Annotated in this window: 11 protein-coding genes and 2 pseudogenes; 9 read left to right on the top strand and 4 right to left on the bottom strand. The window is 56.5% G+C overall.

Annotated features, from left to right (window positions below):
- Positions 1 to 5 precede the first annotated feature (5 nt).
- On the bottom strand, positions 6 to 584 hold the full coding sequence (gene rsxA / locus ABRZ28_RS06765; protein WP_330519786.1) for an electron transport complex subunit RsxA: 579 nt from the start codon (positions 582 to 584) through the stop codon (positions 6 to 8).
- 334 nt (positions 585 to 918) lie between these two features.
- Here rsxA and nifL point away from each other — a divergent pair, with 334 nt between their 5' ends.
- From nifL to ABRZ28_RS06740, 5 genes and pseudogenes are all read left to right on the top strand, one after another.
- Positions 919 to 2,403: a nitrogen fixation negative regulator NifL gene (gene nifL / locus ABRZ28_RS06760; RefSeq protein WP_330519785.1), complete on the top strand. Its 1,485-nt coding sequence runs from the start codon at positions 919 to 921 to the stop codon at positions 2,401 to 2,403.
- Positions 2,404 to 2,407: 4 nt separating this feature from the next.
- Positions 2,408 to 3,994: a nif-specific transcriptional activator NifA gene (nifA, locus tag ABRZ28_RS06755; RefSeq protein ID WP_319602420.1), complete on the top strand. Its 1,587-nt coding sequence runs from the start codon at positions 2,408 to 2,410 to the stop codon at positions 3,992 to 3,994.
- Positions 3,995 to 4,200: 206 nt separating this feature from the next.
- The gene (nifB, locus tag ABRZ28_RS06750) at positions 4,201 to 5,604 is read left to right on the top strand and encodes a nitrogenase cofactor biosynthesis protein NifB (protein ID WP_330519784.1); all 1,404 of its coding nucleotides are present in this window, start codon (positions 4,201 to 4,203) and stop codon (positions 5,602 to 5,604) included.
- 8 nt (positions 5,605 to 5,612) lie between these two features.
- Positions 5,613 to 6,125: a nitrogen fixation protein NifQ gene (locus ABRZ28_RS06745; RefSeq protein ID WP_442878677.1), complete on the top strand. Its 513-nt coding sequence runs from the start codon at positions 5,613 to 5,615 to the stop codon at positions 6,123 to 6,125.
- Between the two features lie 358 nt (positions 6,126 to 6,483).
- Positions 6,484 to 7,233: pseudogene (locus tag ABRZ28_RS06740) on the top strand (nickel/cobalt transporter); the annotation flags it as partial.
- A 575-nt stretch (positions 7,234 to 7,808) separates the two neighbouring features.
- Here ABRZ28_RS06740 and ABRZ28_RS06735 read toward each other — a convergent pair.
- A complete protein-coding gene (locus tag ABRZ28_RS06735; protein ID WP_330519781.1) occupies positions 7,809 to 8,699 on the bottom strand; it encodes an oxidoreductase in 891 nt (296 codons plus the stop codon).
- Between the two features lie 75 nt (positions 8,700 to 8,774).
- Between ABRZ28_RS06735 and ABRZ28_RS06730 the strand changes: the two are divergent.
- From ABRZ28_RS06730 to ABRZ28_RS06715, 4 genes and pseudogenes are all read left to right on the top strand, one after another.
- Positions 8,775 to 8,978 (top strand): annotated as a pseudogene (locus tag ABRZ28_RS06730) (RpiR family transcriptional regulator); the annotation flags it as partial.
- Between the two features lie 137 nt (positions 8,979 to 9,115).
- A complete protein-coding gene (locus ABRZ28_RS06725; RefSeq protein WP_330519879.1) occupies positions 9,116 to 9,658 on the top strand; it encodes a MurR/RpiR family transcriptional regulator in 543 nt (180 codons plus the stop codon).
- A gap of 101 nt (positions 9,659 to 9,759) precedes the next feature.
- Entirely contained in the window at positions 9,760 to 15,228 is a 5,469-nt protein-coding gene (locus ABRZ28_RS06720; RefSeq protein ID WP_330519780.1) for an AvrE-family type 3 secretion system effector, read from the top strand.
- Positions 15,229 to 15,258: 30 nt separating this feature from the next.
- Positions 15,259 to 15,681, top strand: coding sequence for a type III secretion system chaperone (locus ABRZ28_RS06715; protein ID WP_319602426.1), 423 nt, complete (start codon positions 15,259 to 15,261; stop codon positions 15,679 to 15,681).
- A gap of 142 nt (positions 15,682 to 15,823) precedes the next feature.
- On the opposite strand, the gene ABRZ28_RS06710 is transcribed toward ABRZ28_RS06715, so the two are convergent.
- Positions 15,824 to 16,519: an ATP-dependent Clp protease proteolytic subunit gene (locus ABRZ28_RS06710; RefSeq protein ID WP_330519779.1), complete on the bottom strand. Its 696-nt coding sequence runs from the start codon at positions 16,517 to 16,519 to the stop codon at positions 15,824 to 15,826.
- 298 nt (positions 16,520 to 16,817) lie between these two features.
- Complete coding sequence (locus ABRZ28_RS06705; RefSeq protein WP_319602428.1) at positions 16,818 to 19,580, bottom strand: winged helix-turn-helix domain-containing protein; 2,763 nt, start codon at positions 19,578 to 19,580, stop codon at positions 16,818 to 16,820.
- Positions 19,581 to 19,683 lie beyond the last annotated feature (103 nt).

Below are 19,683 nucleotides of genomic sequence, written 5' to 3'. Positions count from 1 at the left end.
CCCCCTTATGACGACAAGCCGGCAAAGCCGGTGAAGGCCAGCGCCAGAATGCTGGCGGTAATAAAGTTGAGCGGGGTGCCTTTAAACAGCAGCGGGGGCAATGCGACGGCCTGCCGTTCGCGCAAACCGGCAAAAATGATCATCACCAGCGAATACCCCAGCGAGGCGCTGAAGCCGAACAGCACGCTGTGGGTGAAGCTGAGATGATCCTGAAGGACCAGCAGCGCCACGCCGAGCACGGCGCAGTTGGTGGTAATCAGAGGAAGAAAGATACCCAGCGTGCGATAAAGCGTCGGACTGTATTTCGCTATCACCATTTCGATTAGCTGGACCAGCGACGCAATCACCAGAATCACCGACAGCAGACGCAGATAGCCGAGATCGAGCGGCATCAGGATCCAGGTTTCAATTACCCAACCCAGCGCGGCGGACAGGGTGATCACCACGGTGGTCGCCATCGACATGCCGATGGCGGCCCTGACCTGATTGGTTACGCCCATAAAGGAACAGAGCCCCAGAAAGCGCGCCAGCACAACATTATTGACCAGAATATTGGTCAGCATGATTAACAGTATCTCTTTCATTTATCCCCCTGAGGTCGTGATAACCCATGGGGTATTGCGAAAGCCGTGCCAGTTTATGCGGCACAATAAATGTTCAATCAGCGTGCAGAAACCTGCGCCAAAAATGCGCAAACCCATCAGTATCCCTGATGTGATTGCACTCACAGACAACGCGAAATCCGCCGGATAAGGCCCAAAACCCCCATCAAGATCAAGGTTTATGGCTTTTTCCGCACGGAAGGAATGATTCTTGCAATTTTTTTATGGTTATTTCGTGTCGTCGGCTGGCTGTCCTGCAATCTGACAATTTGTCATGAAGCCGACAGAATCCGTAATGCAAACCGGAGGGGCCCGGATGAGTTCATCATTAATCCTGGACGATGTGCAGTTGATTACCTCCTCTTTCGGGGGAAAAGGGTTGCATGCGACCGTCTTTCATACCGTGGTCGAGCAATCCTCCGTCGCGATTTCCATCACCGATCCGCAGGCGAACATCCTGTATGCCAACCCGGCGTTCGCTGAAATGAGCGGTTATACGCTGCAAACCCTGATCGGCGCCAATCACAACCTGTTGTCCAGTCATCAAACGCCGGAGTCGGTTTATCGCTCCATGTGGGAGACGATTACCGCGGGCGACTCCTGGAGCGGCCAGTTGATTAACCGCCGTCGTGATTCGTCGCTTTATCTGGCCGAGATCACCATTTCGCCGATCGTCAATGCGCAGGGTGAAATCGAACACTATCTCGGCATGCACAAGAATATCAGCGAGCGTTACGCGTTAGCGCAGCGAGTGCGTAATCAGATGACGCTGATTTCCGCCGTGCTGAACAATATTCCGGCGGCGGTGGTCGTGGTCGACGGCCAGCAAAAAATCGTCATGGATAATCTGGCCTATAAAACCCTCAGCGCCGACTGCGAAGGCCGGGAGCCGTTGGTATTGCTCGATTGCCTGAACCAGACGGAACCTTCCGCCATGCTGCCGCTGACTATCCGCGGCGCCCGGCGCTGGTTTACGGTAAGCAGTTGGCCGCTGCACGCGGTTAATGAGGAAGCCAGCCTCTATTTCACCGACAACGCGCCCCCGCGGCAACTGGTGGTGATCGTCGATTGCACGGAGCAGCAGCGGCAAATGACGCAGGAGCGACGCACCCAACTCGAACGACAAATTAATATGAACAAGATGATGGCGGCGATCCGGGAAACGCTGGATGCGGCCTTAATTCAGCTCAGTTGTCCGCTGAATATGTTGTCCGCTGCCCTGCGCCTGAATCCCAACGCCGACAGTATCGCGCTGCGCTCGGCATGGAATGAAGGAAAAGAAGCCATCGCGCGCCTGACGGCATGCCGCCCCGCGATGGATCATGAAGCGCCGGACAGTTGGCCGGTGAGCGGCATGCTGACCGATCTGGCGGAACTCTACCAATCTCGTCTGAACAATGCCGGCCGGCTGCTCTGGTCCTGTTCCGACCCCGATTTAACCCTGCGCGCTCAGCGCACCTTGGTGCTTACCGCGCTCAGCCTGTGGCTTGACCGCTGCCTGACGCTGCCCCCGCGGGAGGACGGCGAAGCGGTGATCGAAATCCGCGCCGGCCGGCAATGTCATCGCCTGTGTTTTTCCATCAGCGACAACCTGCCGGTAGCCGTGCAGGATACCCCGCATCCGATGGCGGAAATTCTGGCGACGGGACAGTGCATGGAGCTGCGTCTGATTCAGATGATCGCGTCGCAGCTGCGCGGCGCCGTCAGCGTAGAGAATGTGTCATCGGGCGCCACACGGATGACGCTCGCCCTGCCGCTTGAGGGTTTATGCCTCGCCGGCGCCGAGAATTTGGGGGGATGAAAAAATGACTCACTTTCCAACGACAGAACGCATCGCCCGCCGCCTGGATCTTCAGCAACAGGTGGTCGCGCTGCATAAAATCAGCGTGGCGCTCAGCCATTCGCTGGATTTGCAACAAACGCTGGAGTCGATGATTGAGGCGCTGCACGATCATGCCTTTATGCAATACGGCATGGTGTGCCTGTTTGATAAAGATCGGTCGTCGCTGTTTATCGAGGCCTTGCAGGGCGCGGACGCCCAGGTTATCAAAGGCGGGCGCGGCGTGCGCTATCGGGTGGGCGAAGGGATTTTAGGTTCCGTCATGAGCCAGCGTTCTTCTCTGGTTCTGCCGCGCGTCTCGGACGATCCGCGTTTTCTCGATCGGCTAAATCTTTATGATTACGCCCTGCCTTTTATCTGCGTACCCATTCCGGGGCCGGACGAAATGCCATTGGGCGTGTTGGCCGCGCAGCCGATGGAGTTGCATGAAGATCGCCTGCCGTCCAGCACCCGATTCCTGGAAATGGTGGCCAACCTGATTGCGCAAACCGTGCGTCTGGTCAGCCATGCCAAAGGGGAGAGCGAGGCGCTGCGCACCGAACGCGACAGCCTGCGCAGAAAAGTGCAGCAGCAGTACGGTTTTGACAATATCGTCGGTAAAAGCCAGCCGATGCGGCACATTTTCGACATGATGCGTCAGGTATCGCGCTGGGACACCACGGTATTGATCCGCGGCGAGAGCGGCACCGGTAAAGAGATGATCGCCAACGCCATTCACTACAACTCACCGCGCGCCGGCACGCCTTTTGTGAAATTCAACTGCGCGGCCCTGCCGGATTCGCTGCTGGAAAGCGAACTGTTCGGCCACGAGAAAGGCGCGTTTACCGGCGCGGTTAAGCAGCGCAAAGGGCGTTTTGAACTGGCGGACGGCGGCACGCTGTTTCTGGATGAGATTGGCGAGAGCAGCGCCTCGTTTCAGGCCAAATTGTTGCGCATCCTACAGGAAGGCGAAATGGAACGGGTGGGCGGAGACGAAACCCTGCACGTGGATGTGCGCATTATCGCCGCGACCAACCGTAATCTGGAGGAAGAGGTGCGCGCCGGCAACTTTCGCGAAGACCTTTATTACCGTCTGAATGTGATGCCGATTTTCCTGCCGACGCTGCGGGATCGGCTGGAAGACGTGCCGGATCTGGCGCAGTTCCTGTTAACCAAGCTGAGTAAACGGCAGGGGCGCGAACTGCATATCAGCGACGGCGCGTTGCGGCTGTTGATGAACTATGACTGGCCGGGCAACGTGCGCGAACTGGAGAACTGCCTGGAGCGCGCGGCGGTAATGGCCGAGGACGGATTGATCGACCGCGATGTGATCCTGTTCAACTATAAGGAGAATGCGCTGATGCCGCTCAATCGCGGCAAAGCCAATGACCTGACGGCCAGCGCCGGCGGCGAACCCAATATCGAAAATATTCAGGATGAACGGCAGCGTCTGATCGCCGCCCTCGAGCGCACCGGTTGGGTTCAGGCCAAAGCGGCGCGGTTACTGGGAATGACGCCCCGGCAGGTGGCCTACCGTATTCAGATTATGAATATCAATATGCAGCGCATATGAGACGAAGCCGGCGTCCGCCGCGGCGACCACGGCGGAGGCGGCATCCCATACCCATGTCGTATTCGGTACATTGTCCGACAATGTCGGTTATGAATCAGCGACGCCAACGGCTAACGCTTTATTTAACCTCTGTTTTTTATTTTTTCCGCCCGGCATGGCGTTTGCACGAAAGTGATGAGGTTCGCTCATTACCGGGGTTTAAGCATATGGCAAACAACGCAGCATTTTCAGGCAAACGTTCATGCGGGCCGATGAACACCGCACACTTTACACCTTTACAGGCGGATAAGGTTTCCCGCCACCCGTGTTACTCGCCGCTGGCGCATCATCGCTATGCGCGCATGCATCTGGCCGTGGCGCCCGCCTGCAACCTTCAGTGCAATTACTGTAACCGGAAATATGATTGCAGTAATGAATCCCGTCCCGGCGTGGTCTCCGAGCTGCTGTCGCCGGAGCAGGCGATTGCCAAAGCCAGATATGTCGCCAGCCAAATTCCCCAGCTTTCGGTGATCGGTATCGCCGGCCCCGGCGATCCGCTGGCCAATATCGCCCGGACGTTCAAAACGCTGGAAGGACTGCGGGCGGAAATGCCGGATATCAAACTGTGTCTGTCGACGAACGGGCTGATGCTGCCTGATGTGGTCGATCGTCTGATCGACGTCGGCGTCGATCACGTCACGGTAACGGTGAATGCGATTGATGCGGTCATCGCCGAAAAAATCTACCCCCACCTGTGGTACGAGGGCGACAAACTGCACGGGCGCATTGCCGCCGACTTGCTGATAGAGCGGCAGGGCGAGGGCATCCGCAAGCTGGCCGAGCGCGGCGTCATGGTAAAGGTCAATTCGGTATTGATTCCGGACATCAACGCCGCACACCTGCATGACGTCAGTTTGCAGGCGCGCCAGTGGGGCGCGGTGCTGCATAACGTTATGCCGCTGATCGCCAGGCCGGAACACGGCACGCGCTTTGGTCTGGAAGGCATGCGCGAGCCGGATGCGGATGAGCTGGGCGAGGTGCGCAGCCAGTGCGGTCGCCATATGCCGCAGATGGCGCATTGCCGTCAGTGCCGCGCCGATGCCATCGGCATGCTGGGAGACGACCGCAGTCAGGAGTTCCCGCTCGCTTCGTTGCCGCAACACGCCGAACCCATGCTGTCGTCGCTGTTTCGCCGGGCCAGTATTCAGGCCAGCATCGCCTCGCAGGGCGAATCTGAAGAGCCGGACGCCTGTCTGGTGGCGGTGGCGAGCGGCAAAGGCGACGTGATCGATCAGCATTTCGGCCACGTCGATCGTTTTCATATTTTCAGCATTTCCCGCGCCGGCATCATCCCGCTTGGCGAACGGTTTACCCAACGGTATTGTCAGGGCGCCGCTGACTGCGGGGAAGAGGAGCCGGAAGCGCGCCTCGAACGGGTTATCGCGCTGCTGTCAGACGTCAGGGCGGTATTCTGCGCCCGCATCGGCATGACGCCCTGGCAACGTCTTGAGTCCGCAGGCATCGAACCTTATATCGACGGCGCCTGGCAACCGGTGCGTGAAACGCTGGAGCAGTGGCGCGCCGGACGCCTTTCGTCGGAGTCGGAGGCCGGTCGCAAGGGGGTGGCGTAATGGCGCTGATGCAGACCCCGGATGGCTGGTTACGCTATCTGGTCGACAATCACCTGCGCGGCCGATCCCGCTTTCCGACGCAGATGAATCTGGATGACGCCGCCTGGCAGGCGTTATTGCAGCGCGTCGGGCTGACTGAAACGCCGCGCCCGCCGCGCTGGCGCCAGCGGGATGAACTACTGAGCGGTTTACTGGCGCCGCGTCGGCAGGAGTGCGAGCAGCTTGCCGACTGGCTTGAGCAATATATGGCGCAGCCCGCCGCGCCGATGCACCGGTTAATCGCCGGCGCCTCCATGGGGTTTAATCACCTGTGGCAGGATCTCGGGTTGGCGTCGCGCTCGGAGCTGCGTCAGCTCATGAGCGTCTGTTTTGCACCGCTGGTGGATATGAATGCTAACAACATGCGCTGGAAAAAGTTCTTTTATCGTCAGATTTGCCTGGCCCAGGACGGCGAGTTGATTTGCCGTTCGCCCTCCTGCGAAAGCTGTAGCGAGATTAGCCTCTGCTTTTCACCGGAATAACGGAAAACAGGCATTTGGGTTGATAGCCGCGAAATCGTCGCGCTGGCAAATTTTGTTCTGCCACGCGAATAGATTAAAGTATCTATTCATCGCCAAGACTCAGGTAAATAGAATGTCGAATAAGAAGCATGTTAAATTAACCCTGTTTATTTTAACACTGTTGATACTACTCTTTATATGCATCTACTTTTGGCCGGCGTTGCTTGCCACAACATTAAGCATTCAAATTTATTTACACCGTTATTTGATCATGTATCTGTTACAGATACAAAATAACAATTTTTCTTACAGTATATTACTGTTGGTCGCCAGTTTCTTATATGGCGTTTTACATGCCATCGGACCGGGTCATGGAAAATTTGTTATCTCATCCTATCTGAGCGTTTCCGATGAAAATGCCGCGTCAGCCAGACTTATTTCATTTCTTGGCGCCATCGTGCAGGGGATTGCAGCCATTCTCTTTGTTTATGCGCTGGCGATATTATTTAATTTCACCATTGGCGATCTCAGTCAAAGCCGTTGGTATGTTGAGAAAATCAGCGCTGTGTATATCGGTATTTTTGGCGCAACTTTATTACTGCGAAGCTACAAAGCAAGACCGAAAACGGCCGCGCTTAAAATAAAAAAAATCATGCCGGCGTCGCGGCATCGCCCTGAAATACTGCTGATGAGAAAAACAGCCGGCGAGGCGGGTAACGGCTCGGCCTGCGGTTGCCGACATCATCATGGGCTGCCTTCGGGCATGCTCCCGCGCGATCTTAAATCCGCCCTGTGGGTTATTCTGGTTATCGGCAGCCGCCCTTGTACCGGCGCCATTGTTTTGCTGGTTTTTTCCAATGCCGTGGGGATTATTAATTGGGGCATCGCCGCTGTTATGTCGATGGCGTTGGGAACGTCGCTTGCGGTCACCATGCTGGCGACCCTGGTGATTAAATCCAGAGATAAAGCCATTTTATTATACGGCAGTGAAAATCACGCCGGTTTTGGCAAAATAAAATACCGGATGCTTGCGGTCTCGGGAGGGCTTTTGCTGCTTATGGCCGTTCTGCTCTTTTCATCCACGGTGCCGGTCAGTATGAACGGCGATTTTATCGCCGCCGGCTGCTGAATTTATTTCGCGTCTGGATATCAGGCTAAAGCCCGCGTTATTTACGCGGGTCAGACTGTTGACAAAACCTATAATACGCCTTGTCATCCTCCGTTACGCCCAGTCATTCCCGCCTTCGCAGATACTGTGTTAAGCATTTGGCCTATATTCACCTTGTTTTTCTCCTCCGTCATGCCCGCGCAGGCGGGCATCTCTGCAACGCAAGGCACACTGTGGAATAACGGGTTGGGGAGGGTTTGTCATTAATCTCACACACGTTATTTACGCGGGTTTTATTTATCAGACCAGGGACGAACGATTATTTTAGCGCTGATAAATTCATTAGCTTGGTAATAATATTTTTTGGGGCGCCAGCCGGCTCACGTCGCAGACGAGCTAATTTTATGCGGGTGTCAGCGCGGTGGTGTGTCACGCGCCGCCGCGAAGGCCTCGGTGTGATCGGCCGGCGCGGTGTTGATGTGAGTCTGGGCCTTAACAGGCTCGGCGATCCGCGGCCCGTACAGAGCTACGAGCCAGTGCCGACGCCGCCGCTGAGCACTCCTGCGCCGAGGGCGAGGAATAAGAGAAGTAATAAGTCAACCTGGGCCGTCGCTCGCAGCCGCAAGAAGTGGCACCAGGACATCGCTAATCGGCGTCGGGACGCCATGAACCCGACCGCGACGCGCGATAACACCGTTGCGGATATCCCATTCGAGTGGTCGGCCAGCTTCTCGATCCGTGAGGATTGAGGTACCCATGTCCGCAGGCGCCGCCTGGAACTTATCGAGGATCTCCTGCGGCACTTCGTCGCCAAGCTCAACGCCTTCTGCGCGGGCCACGGCCAGACATTCCTGCAAATAGGCGAGGGTGAGCTTAGCAATGTCAGAACGGCCGAACATTCCCGAGCGGCGATGCGTAAGCGCCATGAGTCCGGCCACCGCGTTCTGCAACAGCTTACGCCAAGCCAGGGAACTGAAGTTTGCCGCCAAGTCTACGGAGCACCGAGTGCCTTCTAGCGCTTCTGCCACCACGCGGGAAGCCGATGCGTCCGGCAGGCTGAGGCGCATGTCGCCGCGCAAGCGCACAGAGCCATCTGATTGTGCCTGAGCGGGAAACCACACAACAGCAGGAACGATTTGTCCGTAATGCGCAGCGATCTTATCCAACTGTTCGACTCCGTTCTGCAAAACGCACACAACTGTTTCTGGACCGGCCAACACCGAGAGCCATTCTTCTGCCGCCTCGATTTGTGTCGCCTTGACTGCCAGAAAAACAAGATCAGCGGTGCGAGCGATCTGTTTGGGATTCGTCTGAACCGGACCGGGGACGGTGATAAAGCGGTCGCCATCTTGCAGCGTTAAATGATCGCGGGAAGTACGTCCACACAGCAGCGGCATACGGCCGACTTCGTGCAGCGCCGCCGCGACCGTGGTGCCGATGGCGCCTGGGCCTACGACGGCGACAACAGTATTGATTTTAGTGTTCATGAAAGCGGACTCCTTTAACGGCATCTGTCCACGTGATGGTTGTACCCTTCACGCGGTGTAGGTAATATATTACACATGAAGAAAGATATTGGTAATATAGTTTCAGAAGGCCGGCAACGGTTGCAGCAGTGGCTCGGCGGCATTCAAGCCCGCAGCGGCGACCTCGCCGCAAGCGAGGCGAAAGTTGTCGACCTCTTGCTCGCCGATCCTTTATTTGTCGGGGAAAGTACGACCGCGCAGGTTGCCGCCCGTGCCGGCGTTTCTCCGCCGACGGTGATTCGCGCCGCGCGTGCGCTCGGATTCACCGGATTCACCGAACTCAAGATCGAGTTAGCTCGTGCTCGCGGCACTGCCCGGTTCTTCGCCCCCCCTGATGCGCTCACTGCCGATGCGACGTCAGCGTCAGTGCTGGACACATCCATTCGTGCAGGTACCGATGCACTGACCGCGCTCAGCGGGCCATCGAACTCTCCGCGCTTGATAAAGCGGTCGGTTTACTCCAGCACGCGCGCCAGGTATTTGCATTCGGTGCTGGTCCTTCCTCGACGGTTGCCGCCGATGCGGTCTTCCGTCTGCGTGCAATCGGCGTGATGACAATTGGCATTCCGGATTATTTGTCGGCGATGATCGCGGCGCGTCTCCTCGGCCCAGAGGATGTCGTTATCGCCGTCAGCTCGACCGGCCGCACGGCTTCAACACTCGCCATCGCCGATGCGGCATCCTCGGCCGGAGCCTCGCTTATCGCGGTGACCAACCAGTACGACACACCACTGGCGACACTCGCCGATGTCGCGCTTGTCGTCGGCGGCGCGCCACTACCGGCACAGATGGCCGCTGCCGGGAGTCGGTTGGCTCAGCTCGTCGTTATCGATGCGTTGGTCGCATCCCTGGCTCTGCGCGATCAAGAGCGGAGCCGCCTGGCCGAGCGGGCGGGCATCGATCTGCCCGACATTTCCTGATAACGGAAAAACACGCTTTTTGGTCGATGACCATGGAACCGTCGCATTCGCCGCTCTACTCAGATTGAAACGGATATAACGATCTTGAGCAGGAGAGAGGAATGGTTTTCGGCAGAATACATGGCGTGTCGACACAGCATATCGGTGCAGGCAGCGCCTCCGGCATGGAGAATACGGGACGCGCGTTGCAGCAATCTTCCGCGCAGCGGAGTTCCCGCGCCGCGGCGGGCTCGCTGGTAGAGGAGGGGCGGCATGCCCGCGCCCGCAAGGATATCAGCGCATCGCCGCCGCCCGCGCAGGATGAAAAACCGGCGCGTCAGCGCGGCCGCGGCAGCAAGCTCAGCAATCTGTTGCACAGTCTGCCGTTTACCCGAAAAAAGCAGGCCGCGCCTGAACCCTCGGTCAAGGCCGATAATACGCGAAAACCGGCCGACAACAGTTTACTGGCGAAAATGATGGACGAGCGGCCGACGAATTTGCTGCGTGAATTCGCCGAACGGCCCAGCAGGGAAGAAGTGCGGCATTATCAACAGAACTTCGATAAGGTGCGGCAAAACATTCTGGCGCGCATTGCGCAGACCTCATCCGCCGGGGAAAGCAGCGGGGAAAGCCGTCAGACCGAGGCGAGCGGTTCATCCCGCTATTATACGCCGCCGCTGTCGCCGAGTTCGTCCGGCTACCTGTCCGCCGAATCGCTGGATTTGTCCGACGAAACGCCGTTGGATGACGACGGCGAAGTGGATCGTCTGCTGCGAGAAATGACTGAGCGTCAGGCCGGCAAATCGCCAAAGGTGTTCGACCCGACGCTGGAACCGCCCAGACAAGAAAAATTCAAACCTCAGTTGTCCACTATCCGTGAAAAATCCTATGAAGGCGTGGAGAACGCCGCATCCAGCCGGACGGACGCGCCATCGCCGGGGATAAGGTTGAACGAAAAAGGCCGTATCGCCATCGACGAAACGACGCCGCCGACATTACGGCACCTGTTGCAGGAAACATTGGCCAAGGGCAATCCGCGTTTTCTCGCGCAGGCTGACCAGCAAACCGAGCGCGGGGAACACCGGCAGATGCTGCTGGGGGGCGAGGGCAAACTGTTCGCCCTGACGCGATCGGCCAATACCTTTACCGCCTTCCATTCCAGCGTTCCCGGTACGGATAAAAAAGCGCTGACGCATGGCAACGCCCGTTACAGCATCCAGATGGATGACCAGGACGAAACGGTCAGCATCCGCACGCAGCATAAACGTCATCCGACCGACGTGGCGACCTCATCCCTGCCGCTGCCGGGGCGCCTGCATGAGGGGGCGCTGACCGGCATCTATCGTCATCCCGCCACGGCGGAGCATCCGCAGGGCGAACAGGTACGTCTGCACGATGGCAAACTCCACGTGCTGAATGAAGATCTGGACGTCTGGCAGAAACAGAGCGACATCGCTTTCAATAAGCTTGCCGCCGGCGCGGATAACCGCCTTTATGCGGTGCGGGACAAGCATACGCTGACCAATCTGACCGATAACGTAAACACCAGGGCATTTGACGGCGATATCACCGCTTTCGCGGTGAACAAACGCGGTCAGGCGGCGGTACTTACCGATAAGAATGAGCGCGCCCAGCTATACTTTATGCCCTCGCTGGATGCGCCGCCGGCGCACGTTACCCTGCAACTCGCCGATCCGGCGCTGGCCCTGACGCGCGGCAGCGAACATATCGACGCGCAAACCATCGGCATGGCGGATAAACAGTTCTTTGTTTCGGACAGCGAGGGAAAACTGTTTGTCGGCGACTATCCGCCGCCCGGGCAACACGAACAGAAAATGACGCCGGCGCCTCAGCCGGCGCTGGAAAAGGCTTTTTCGGGACATTATCGCATCGACGGTTTCGCCAGCGATGAGAACGGCCGCTTGCACGCGCTGGTAAAGGACAACCTGAAGCAAACGCATGCCTGCCCGCTAGGCGCGGATAATCAGTTTACGCCCGGCTGGAACCTGACGGACGCCCTGGTGCTGGATAATCAACTGGGTCTGACGCACATTCAGCCAATGGAACAGGAAACCGTCGACCTTAAATACCAGGGTAAACTGACGTTGCAGGAAGGCGCGCTGTATTACCTGGATGACCTGACCCAGGCCTGGACCAAAGCCGAGGATGGCTGCGCCCAACTGAAGAAAGGGAGCGACGGGCAAGCCTATCTTCTGAAAGACGGCGAAGTAAAAAAAATCAGCATTAATCAACATAGCAATACGCTGAGGCAGGGAACGGATAACGTTTTCTCGCTGGCGCATGCGCGCAATAAACCCAACGTGGGCAACGCGCTGCTGCCCGAGGCGAAAAGCGACAAGGCCACGGCGATGGCGGTAATTAATCCGCATAAGTTTTTGCTGTTGTCCGCTCAGGGTGAGATCCACTTTCATCAGGTAAAACCGGATACCCGGCGATCGCAGCATCCGGTTCAGGTGCTGCCTAACATCGGCATCAACGGCGAAATAAAAGACATTGCGTTGGATCGCCGGCAAAATCTCTACGCGCTGACCCGACAGGGGGACGTTTTCACGTTAGCCAAATCTCAATGGCAGGATCCCGCCGGCCGCGAGCAGGCCACCTGGCAAATGGTGCCGCCTCCGCATGGGCGCCGCGGTGAGATAACCGATATCCGCAATGACGACTCGGGCAATCTGCTTGTCTCACGGGGAGAAAACAATCATAGGTTAACCGATACCGGCTGGCAGTCGTCGGATAGCGCGCAGCAGGCGGATCGATCGCCGATAGCGCCGCGCGCCTCGGATGCCGTTTACAACCGCCTGAATACCGCCAATAAGCGCCTTCGTCTTCCCGGCTCCGGTTTAACGGCCCAGGGCGCGGTAATGAAAGGCGGATTTTCCGGCGCGGAAAGCAGCGCGGTACAAAGCAAGTTCTCCTCCCGCCTTAGCGCGCATGTGTTTTCACCCACGCTATCCATCCCGAGGCCGGTTAAAAATCTGGCTTACGCCGTGCAGCATCAGTGGCAGGGGCGCGAAGGCTTAAAGCCGGTGTATCAGATGCAAAGCGCGTTGATCAAACAACTGGAAGGAACGAACGTTCGCAAAACGGGCGATGCGTCATCGACGGAAGACTTGCGCACGCGGCTGGAGCGTCTTGATTTAGGCGAGGCGGGCAAAGATCTGCTGACGCTGTTGCAACGTTTCCGCAACGAGCTGGAAGAGAGCGCGACGCAGGCGCTGACCCGGCTGGGACAGCATAAAGGCATCGTCAAAGACAGCGGCGAACTGAACGAAAAATTCAAACCGTCCGCGCTGAAATCCGTCGCGCAATCCCTGAATCCCAACCGTTCCGGCCACGATCTCAGCAAATCCCTGCTGCATGCCTGGCACTCGGCCCCGGCGGCCAAAGACAGTAAAGTGGAAAAGCTGTTGTCCGCTTTTGTAGATAAACAGGTGGCCATCAGTCATCAGAAGGCCGACGTCATGCTGGGGCGCCAGCGCGATCCGAACGATCGCAACGCATTGCTCAAGTCGCGCATTATTCTGGATACCCTGACGCTCAAAGATCTCCACCAGTTAGTCGACAAAGCTGAACTGTTGTCCGGCAAAGCGCCGGATGAACGACAGCTGCGCCAGCTGCGGCAAGATATTACCCGGTTGCGCGATGGCCAATACAACCAGAATCCGATTAAACAATTCACCGATATGGGATTTACCAGCAACGCGCTGCTGGAAGCCAACTATGACGGGGTGAAGGCATTTCTTAACGCTTTCCGCAAAGAAGATCACGGATTGAACGTCACGTCGCGCACGGTATTGCAGGCGGGGCATCAGAATGAATTGGAAACGAAACTGCTGGATACGCTGAAGTCGATGAAAACAGGCGACATCATCAGTTTTGATCGCAACTACGGCGGCGGCGCCAGTTCATCCTACGTCTTTCTGCTGAAAAATTCGCCGGTCCCCGTCGTGCCGGGCGGCGGCATGACGTTCAACCGCGCGTATGGGCTCAGCATCGCGCGCATGGATAACAGTTTCTACGTCGAATTCAACCGCCGGGGGGACAACGTCGGCAATCTGTCCATGTCGACCGGTTTTAACCTTCTGCCGACCTTTCTGCCGCAATCGATCAGAGAAAAAGTCAGCGCCATCAAGATTAACGACCATTACGACTTTATGCCCGACGTGCGTATTAACGGTTCGATAGCGGGTACGATGGCCAGCGGCGACCAGAAAGGACTGTCTTTCATGCTAACGGACGACGAACTGCCCGATTTTATTCAAGGCCTGACGCAGGGAACGTTGAATCCGACGGAGTTTATGCAGAAAGGCGCTCAGCACCTTGTGCGGGATGGGAACAAAATCAGCTTCAGCCTGGACATCAGCAGCTCGCTGGAAGCCCGTGCGGCGGTCAATCTGCGGCCGAATGTTATCGACCCGTCGACATCGCAAGCGTCGCCGCCGTTCCCAGAGATGGTAACGCGCGCGGCGGCGGGCATCGGCGGCAATCTGAACATTCTGTCCGCCAAACACGAGCGCTCGACGGCCGAAGGGGAAAACGCCATCAATAAAGCGTATACCGACAACCGGGTACGCTTCTTTAACCGGGTGGATGCCGACGCGCATGCCGGTATTAACGCGGGCGCTATTTTCCCGATTGAAGACGGCAATGCGCAAGATCCGAACGATCTCATGACGTTGTTTGTCGGCACCACGGCGTCGGCCAGCGTCTCTATAGATAGCTCGGTGAATAAAATGGTCGATATGACGATGAAACGCGCGGAGCCGGTTATCGACGCCGACGTTACCGAACTGGCCGCGCAGCTGGGAAATCATTTTAAAGACAGCGTCAGCCGTCAGGTGCTTGCCGCCTTACCCGAAATCAAGGACATCGGGGAAAAACTGCAAATCCTGAATAATCATTTCAGCGCGCAGGAAATCAACAGCGATGAGCGCTACGCCGCGTTGAACGGCGTCAAATCGGCATTGCTCCAGCACCAGCTCGCCCAGGATGGCGGCATGACGCTGGCGTCGGCCTCGATCAGCACCACCTATGGCAATCTGTCCCGGCTCGATAATAACGGCATCATCCATTCGCTGCGTAAATTCCTGGATTCATCGCTGCCGCCCAGCAACTCGGATCGGATTAAAGCCCTTATGACATCCACGCCAGAACTCAGCAGAGCCATTGAAAGCATCAAGTCATTGCCCGGCATCAGCGCCACGGTCAACCTGGAATTAAAAGAACCGCTAAAACAGCAACTTATTGAGGGGATTCAACAAAAGAAAATCGAGCATCAGGATATCGCCAACTTGTTCAACGACCGCAATAACCTGCGCTTGAGCGGCATCTTCTTTTATCAATCGGCCAAAAAACGGGAAGGTTTTGATACGCCGACGCTGGTCTTTGGCGGCAGCAGCAGCGCAAGCGTCTCCATGTCGAAAAACATCGGTACCATTGCCTTTCAATACGGCCGGGATCAGAGCGTGCCGCACGGATTTACGCTGGACGGCGATATCGCCAAAGCGAATCCGGCTCTGGCTGATGTGATGTATCAATTGAAAAACGAAGGCATGGAACTGAAGAGTTAACCCATCGCTCGAAAAACAGGAGGAGAGCAAATGACGCAGTATCAACAACGGGTTGAAAGCTGGTTGAAACACCTTTCTCAACGCTATCGGACGACTTTGACGCTGCGGGACGGCGTATGCGCGCTGTGCGACGCCAACGGCGGGGAGGCGGCGATTATTGAAGTGCCGGACCAGAGCGATAGCTTGTTATTGCATTGCCAATTGCCGGTATTGCCGGAAGAGATCACCGAGACGGTTTTGCGCTTGTGTCTGCAATTGAATTTTGAAATGAATGCCATGCGCGGCTGCTGGCTGGCGCTGGATGAGTATCAAACGCTGCGTCTGTGTTCGCAACACAGCGTCGATATGATGAACGAGCAGACATTTACCGCGCTGATTGAAGGATTTATGCAACAGGTCGACGAGGTGGGCGCGTTTTTACGCGACGTACTGATGCGTGTTGACGCGGCCTGATGATGCCGATGAATATCAAGCGCCAAAGCGATTCCATCCCGCGGCGGCGCTTATTCAGGCGGCGATGGCAATGGCGCTCGCCGCAATTTCGAAAGAAATAAGCCGTCCGCTGATATTTCCCGGATAAGGAATATTGACTGATTTAATGTTCATCTTTCTCGGAGATGTAATAAGAGACGTCGGCATTAACCATTTTTTCGGCGATACCGGTCGCCATTTTTTTCTCTACCGCCTGACCGGCATTGATCAGCGCTCTGTTATTTTCGCTATAGAGTATTTTTTTACGCTCATCCTCGCTATATGAGGTGCAGGTCTTATATATTGCATCAAACATATTGTTATAAGTATTATTCATTTGTTGCAATACATTTAATTCATCCGGTTTTATGTAATCACGATTGTTATTAGAGGTGGCCGACGGGTGGAGCATGAATGATGATCCCGCCATCGCCAGACGCTGTTGCGCGGCGCAATAGAAGATGGTCGCCGCCGAGGCGACCATTGACATATTCACCGTGGTGACCGGCGTTGGCGAGCTTTTTATCGCCTCATAGGTCATATAACCGTTATCCATATCGCCGCCGTAACTGTTGATATAAAAATAGATATTTTTCAGATTAGGGTAGGTGGCATTAATCTCATCCAGCGCGGACATGACATCGACGGTTTTACCTTCAGTGACATTGCCGATATAGACGATTTTGGCGTATTCCACATTGCCATTCTTGATATTGGGTTTTTTAATGACGGAAACATCCGCGAAGGCGGGCGATGGCAGTAAGGGCAATAAAAAAATAGAGATTGTTTTAAACAGGGACCAGGCGTAATTATTCTTCATAAGGGGGCTTTTCCGTTGGAAATTTTAAGTCAAACAAAAGTAACGATTATTGATCCTCAGCGAATGGCGCGCTAAATTGGCGTGATTGCCGATAGAAACGTCAGCAACGGGAATACTATCCGTATCCTGGAGCATGCGATCGTGCCGGCGATTGTACGCGCTTTATCACGTTAATGCTGGAAAAACGTATCGCCGAGTCAGTTGCAAGTATCGCCGCTCAGCTGGGCAAACGGTGGCGATGCGGATACTCTGCGGCACCATAATCACTTTTTATGAGGATGAATTAACGCTTGAACGCTCAGTGCAACAGATTCCATTCTCTGGCCTGATTGATCGCCTGAATTCGACCTCTGACCCGCAGTTTTTCATACACTTGCTTCAGGTGCCATTTTACCGTTTCAACCGAGATCCCCAACGAACGGGCAATCCCTTTATTGGAATAACCGTCGGCAATGAGCTGGAGCAATTGTTGTTCCCGTTCGGTCAGCCGGTGCGACAGCGATTGCGGGATATCCTCCGCCGGAAGTTCGCCGCCCCTGGCGGCCTGCTGCAATAACATGGCGGCCATTCTGGCCCATTCGGCGTACGGGGACGGCGTCTTGCATAATTCGCAGAGCAACGGCAACAGGTCAGGGCCGGCATCCAGCAGGCTGCGCTGAAGTTTTTGCTGCACAGCACGCTGTAACGCCGGTTTGAAGATCTCAGCCGCGCGGACTTCCTCGCCCGCGCGCAGCAGGGCGACGGTCTGCATAATTCTTAACCGCACGGCCGACAACCACTCGGCGCATTGCTCCTGTTCGCCGGCCAACGGATCGATGATATCGGCCGCCGCCAGGGGTTCGCCAACGGCAATCAGCAGGCGGCTGCGACTGATACGAAAATAATGGGAAATAGCGTTCAGGCCCGGAGCATTGTTTCCCGGCCCGGCTTCATCCGCCAACGTCTGCAACTGGTCGAGTAAAAGTCTGGCCCCGTCGATATCCCGCTGCCGCAGACGGACGGCCAGCCGTTCGGCCAGCAACGGCGCGCGCGCGCGCGACCAGCCCCGGCTAATCGCCAATTGTTCAGCATGCAGCAGCAGACGATCGGCATCGTCCGGCTGCTTGTTTAACTGCGCCTGGCGCGCCAGAACGATATAGCAACGGCTAAGGCCGTCAGGCGGGCAGAAATTATCGATCATCTCCAGTCGCAGGCTGAGCAATGCGTCCACCCGGTCCACATCCCCTTGCTCCCAGGCAATTTCAGCCAGAATCGGGGCGAGTGTCGCGCCGCTGCTGGAATTCTCCCCGGTATGCCGTTCGGCATACCGCAGCGCCTGGGATGCCAGACGCTCGGCCTCAGCCATATTGCCCTGACGCAGATAGCCCTGGGCCGCAACAAACGCACGGTAAACCTCAACGAACAGATTCCTGTTCGCCACGTTGGCGCCAGGCAGGCGGCGTTGCACATTCAAAGCCTGTTCCGGGCGTAAATCAACCAGATGGCAATAGCTGAGGATGTTGCACACCAGACCATCCACCCAAACATCGCCGCAGGGTACTTCGCGTAATAACGGCTCCGCCAGGGCGATACTTTGCGGAATATTTTCCGCAAAGGCTTCGCAAATGGCCCGCACCACCCGTAGCTTCACCCAGACGCTGTGCGCCAGACCGTCGCGGTTGGCCGCCGCCAGTACGTCGATGGCATCAAGTAACTGACGGGAATCGTTAAAACGAAAGTGATGCGCCAGCGCCCAGGCCAGATTGATCTGTAGATCGATGCGGGAAGGCTCCAGATTGGCGGGCAGATAGCGCATCCAGCGCACCAGCGTATCAATATCGCCTTCCTCCGCCAGCGACTGCGCCCCAATCTCGGCATGCTTGTTGCCGGTTTTGCCGGCGGCCAACGTGTGTCGCACCGCTTCGGACCATAAATTCTGAGCGGCGAACCAATTACCGGCCCGTTCGTGCAAAACCCGGATGTCTTTATCCGGCGAGTTTTGCAGCCGGTTGAGCAGCGTATCGCGCATCAGCGGATGATAACGAAACCAGGATCCGCCTTCGCCCAGGGCGCAGAGAAACAGATTATGCCGCTCTATCCAGGCCAACATGTCCTCGCTGTCGCTGCGCCCGGTGACGGCATTGCACAAGGCGGGGTTAAGACGGTTGAGAATTGCGGTGCATAACAGGAAGTCGAACACCTCCGGCGGCAGTGGTTTGAAAATGATCTCTTCCAGATAGCGGGTAAGGGTACGGGAACCTTCGCTCAGGCTACGTATAAAGCAACCGGGGTCAGTGCGCCAGTCGGCCGACAGGGTGGCTATCTTCATGCCGGCTATCCAGCCTTCGGTCAAGGAGATAAGCCGCTGAATATCCTGCTTTCTGACGGTTTTCGGCGCGGAATCCATAAAATAGGCGCTGGCTTCCTCAAAGGTGAAACGCAGATCGTTATCGTAAATTTCCGCCAGTTGATCCTGAATCCGCAGGCGGCTCAGCGCCAGATGCGGTCGGAAACGACTTCCGATTATCAGGTGCAAAGAAGAGGGCGCATGATTAAGCAGATACGTGAGCCCGTCGTGTATTTCGCGATGGCTGATGTTGTGGTAGTCATCCAGAATCAGGTACAGCGGATGCGGACATAGGTGTAATTGATTGATCAGCTCCGCCACAAACAGCGAAAAATCGGCGGGTAACTCACCCTCCAGATAACGTTGGAAAGCCGAACTCCAGTCGCAAAACAAGGGCCGCAGCGCTTCCAGCAGATAACGCATAAATAGCAGCGGCGTGTCGTCGTCTTCCTCAAGGCTGAGCCAGGCCGATGCGCCGCCCTGCCGCCGCCGGCAGTGATACCACTGCGCCAATAGGGTGGTTTTACCGAATCCCGCCGCCGCGCAAACCAGCGTCAGAGTGCGCGATTCCGCCTCGTCAAGCCGTTGCAATAAACGATCTCGCTGCAACGACATCCCCGATGAGCGCGGCGGCGTCAGTTTGGTGAGGATCAGCGGTAGCTTGAGAGTAAAGCGAAAAGGCTCTTCATTAACGAATTCCGCCAACGGGTAATGTATGGGGAGCAAAAACGGCATACGCGCCAATATCCCTTTATTTAATAAGTGTTTTCAAGGTGCTTAACGAGAATAAACCGAGCCGACCCGCTATAACGGGTCCCACCTGACGGCCCCCCCCAAC

The organism is Brenneria sp. g21c3, assembly GCF_040240345.1.
Classification (GTDB): Bacteria; Pseudomonadota; Gammaproteobacteria; order Enterobacterales; family Enterobacteriaceae; genus Brenneria.
Note: the sequence above shows the minus strand (reverse complement) of the source record. Positions and strands in the feature narration are given on the sequence as shown.

Coding starts and splice junctions, on each gene's coding strand:
- nifA (WP_319602420.1), top strand. CDS start 2,408: ATGACTCACTTTCCAACGACAGAACGCATCGCCCGCCGCCTGGATCTT.
- nifL (WP_330519785.1), top strand. CDS start 919: ATGAGTTCATCATTAATCCTGGACGATGTGCAGTTGATTACCTCCTCT.
- ABRZ28_RS06705 (WP_319602428.1), bottom strand. CDS start 19,580: ATGCCGTTTTTGCTCCCCATACATTACCCGTTGGCGGAATTCGTTAAT.
- nifB (WP_330519784.1), top strand. CDS start 4,201: ATGGCAAACAACGCAGCATTTTCAGGCAAACGTTCATGCGGGCCGATG.
- ABRZ28_RS06715 (WP_319602426.1), top strand. CDS start 15,259: ATGACGCAGTATCAACAACGGGTTGAAAGCTGGTTGAAACACCTTTCT.
- ABRZ28_RS06745 (WP_442878677.1), top strand. CDS start 5,613: ATGCAGACCCCGGATGGCTGGTTACGCTATCTGGTCGACAATCACCTG.
- ABRZ28_RS06710 (WP_330519779.1), bottom strand. CDS start 16,519: ATGAAGAATAATTACGCCTGGTCCCTGTTTAAAACAATCTCTATTTTT.
- rsxA (WP_330519786.1), bottom strand. CDS start 584: ATGAAAGAGATACTGTTAATCATGCTGACCAATATTCTGGTCAATAAT.
- ABRZ28_RS06735 (WP_330519781.1), bottom strand. CDS start 8,699: ATGAACACTAAAATCAATACTGTTGTCGCCGTCGTAGGCCCAGGCGCC.
- ABRZ28_RS06720 (WP_330519780.1), top strand. CDS start 9,760: ATGGTTTTCGGCAGAATACATGGCGTGTCGACACAGCATATCGGTGCA.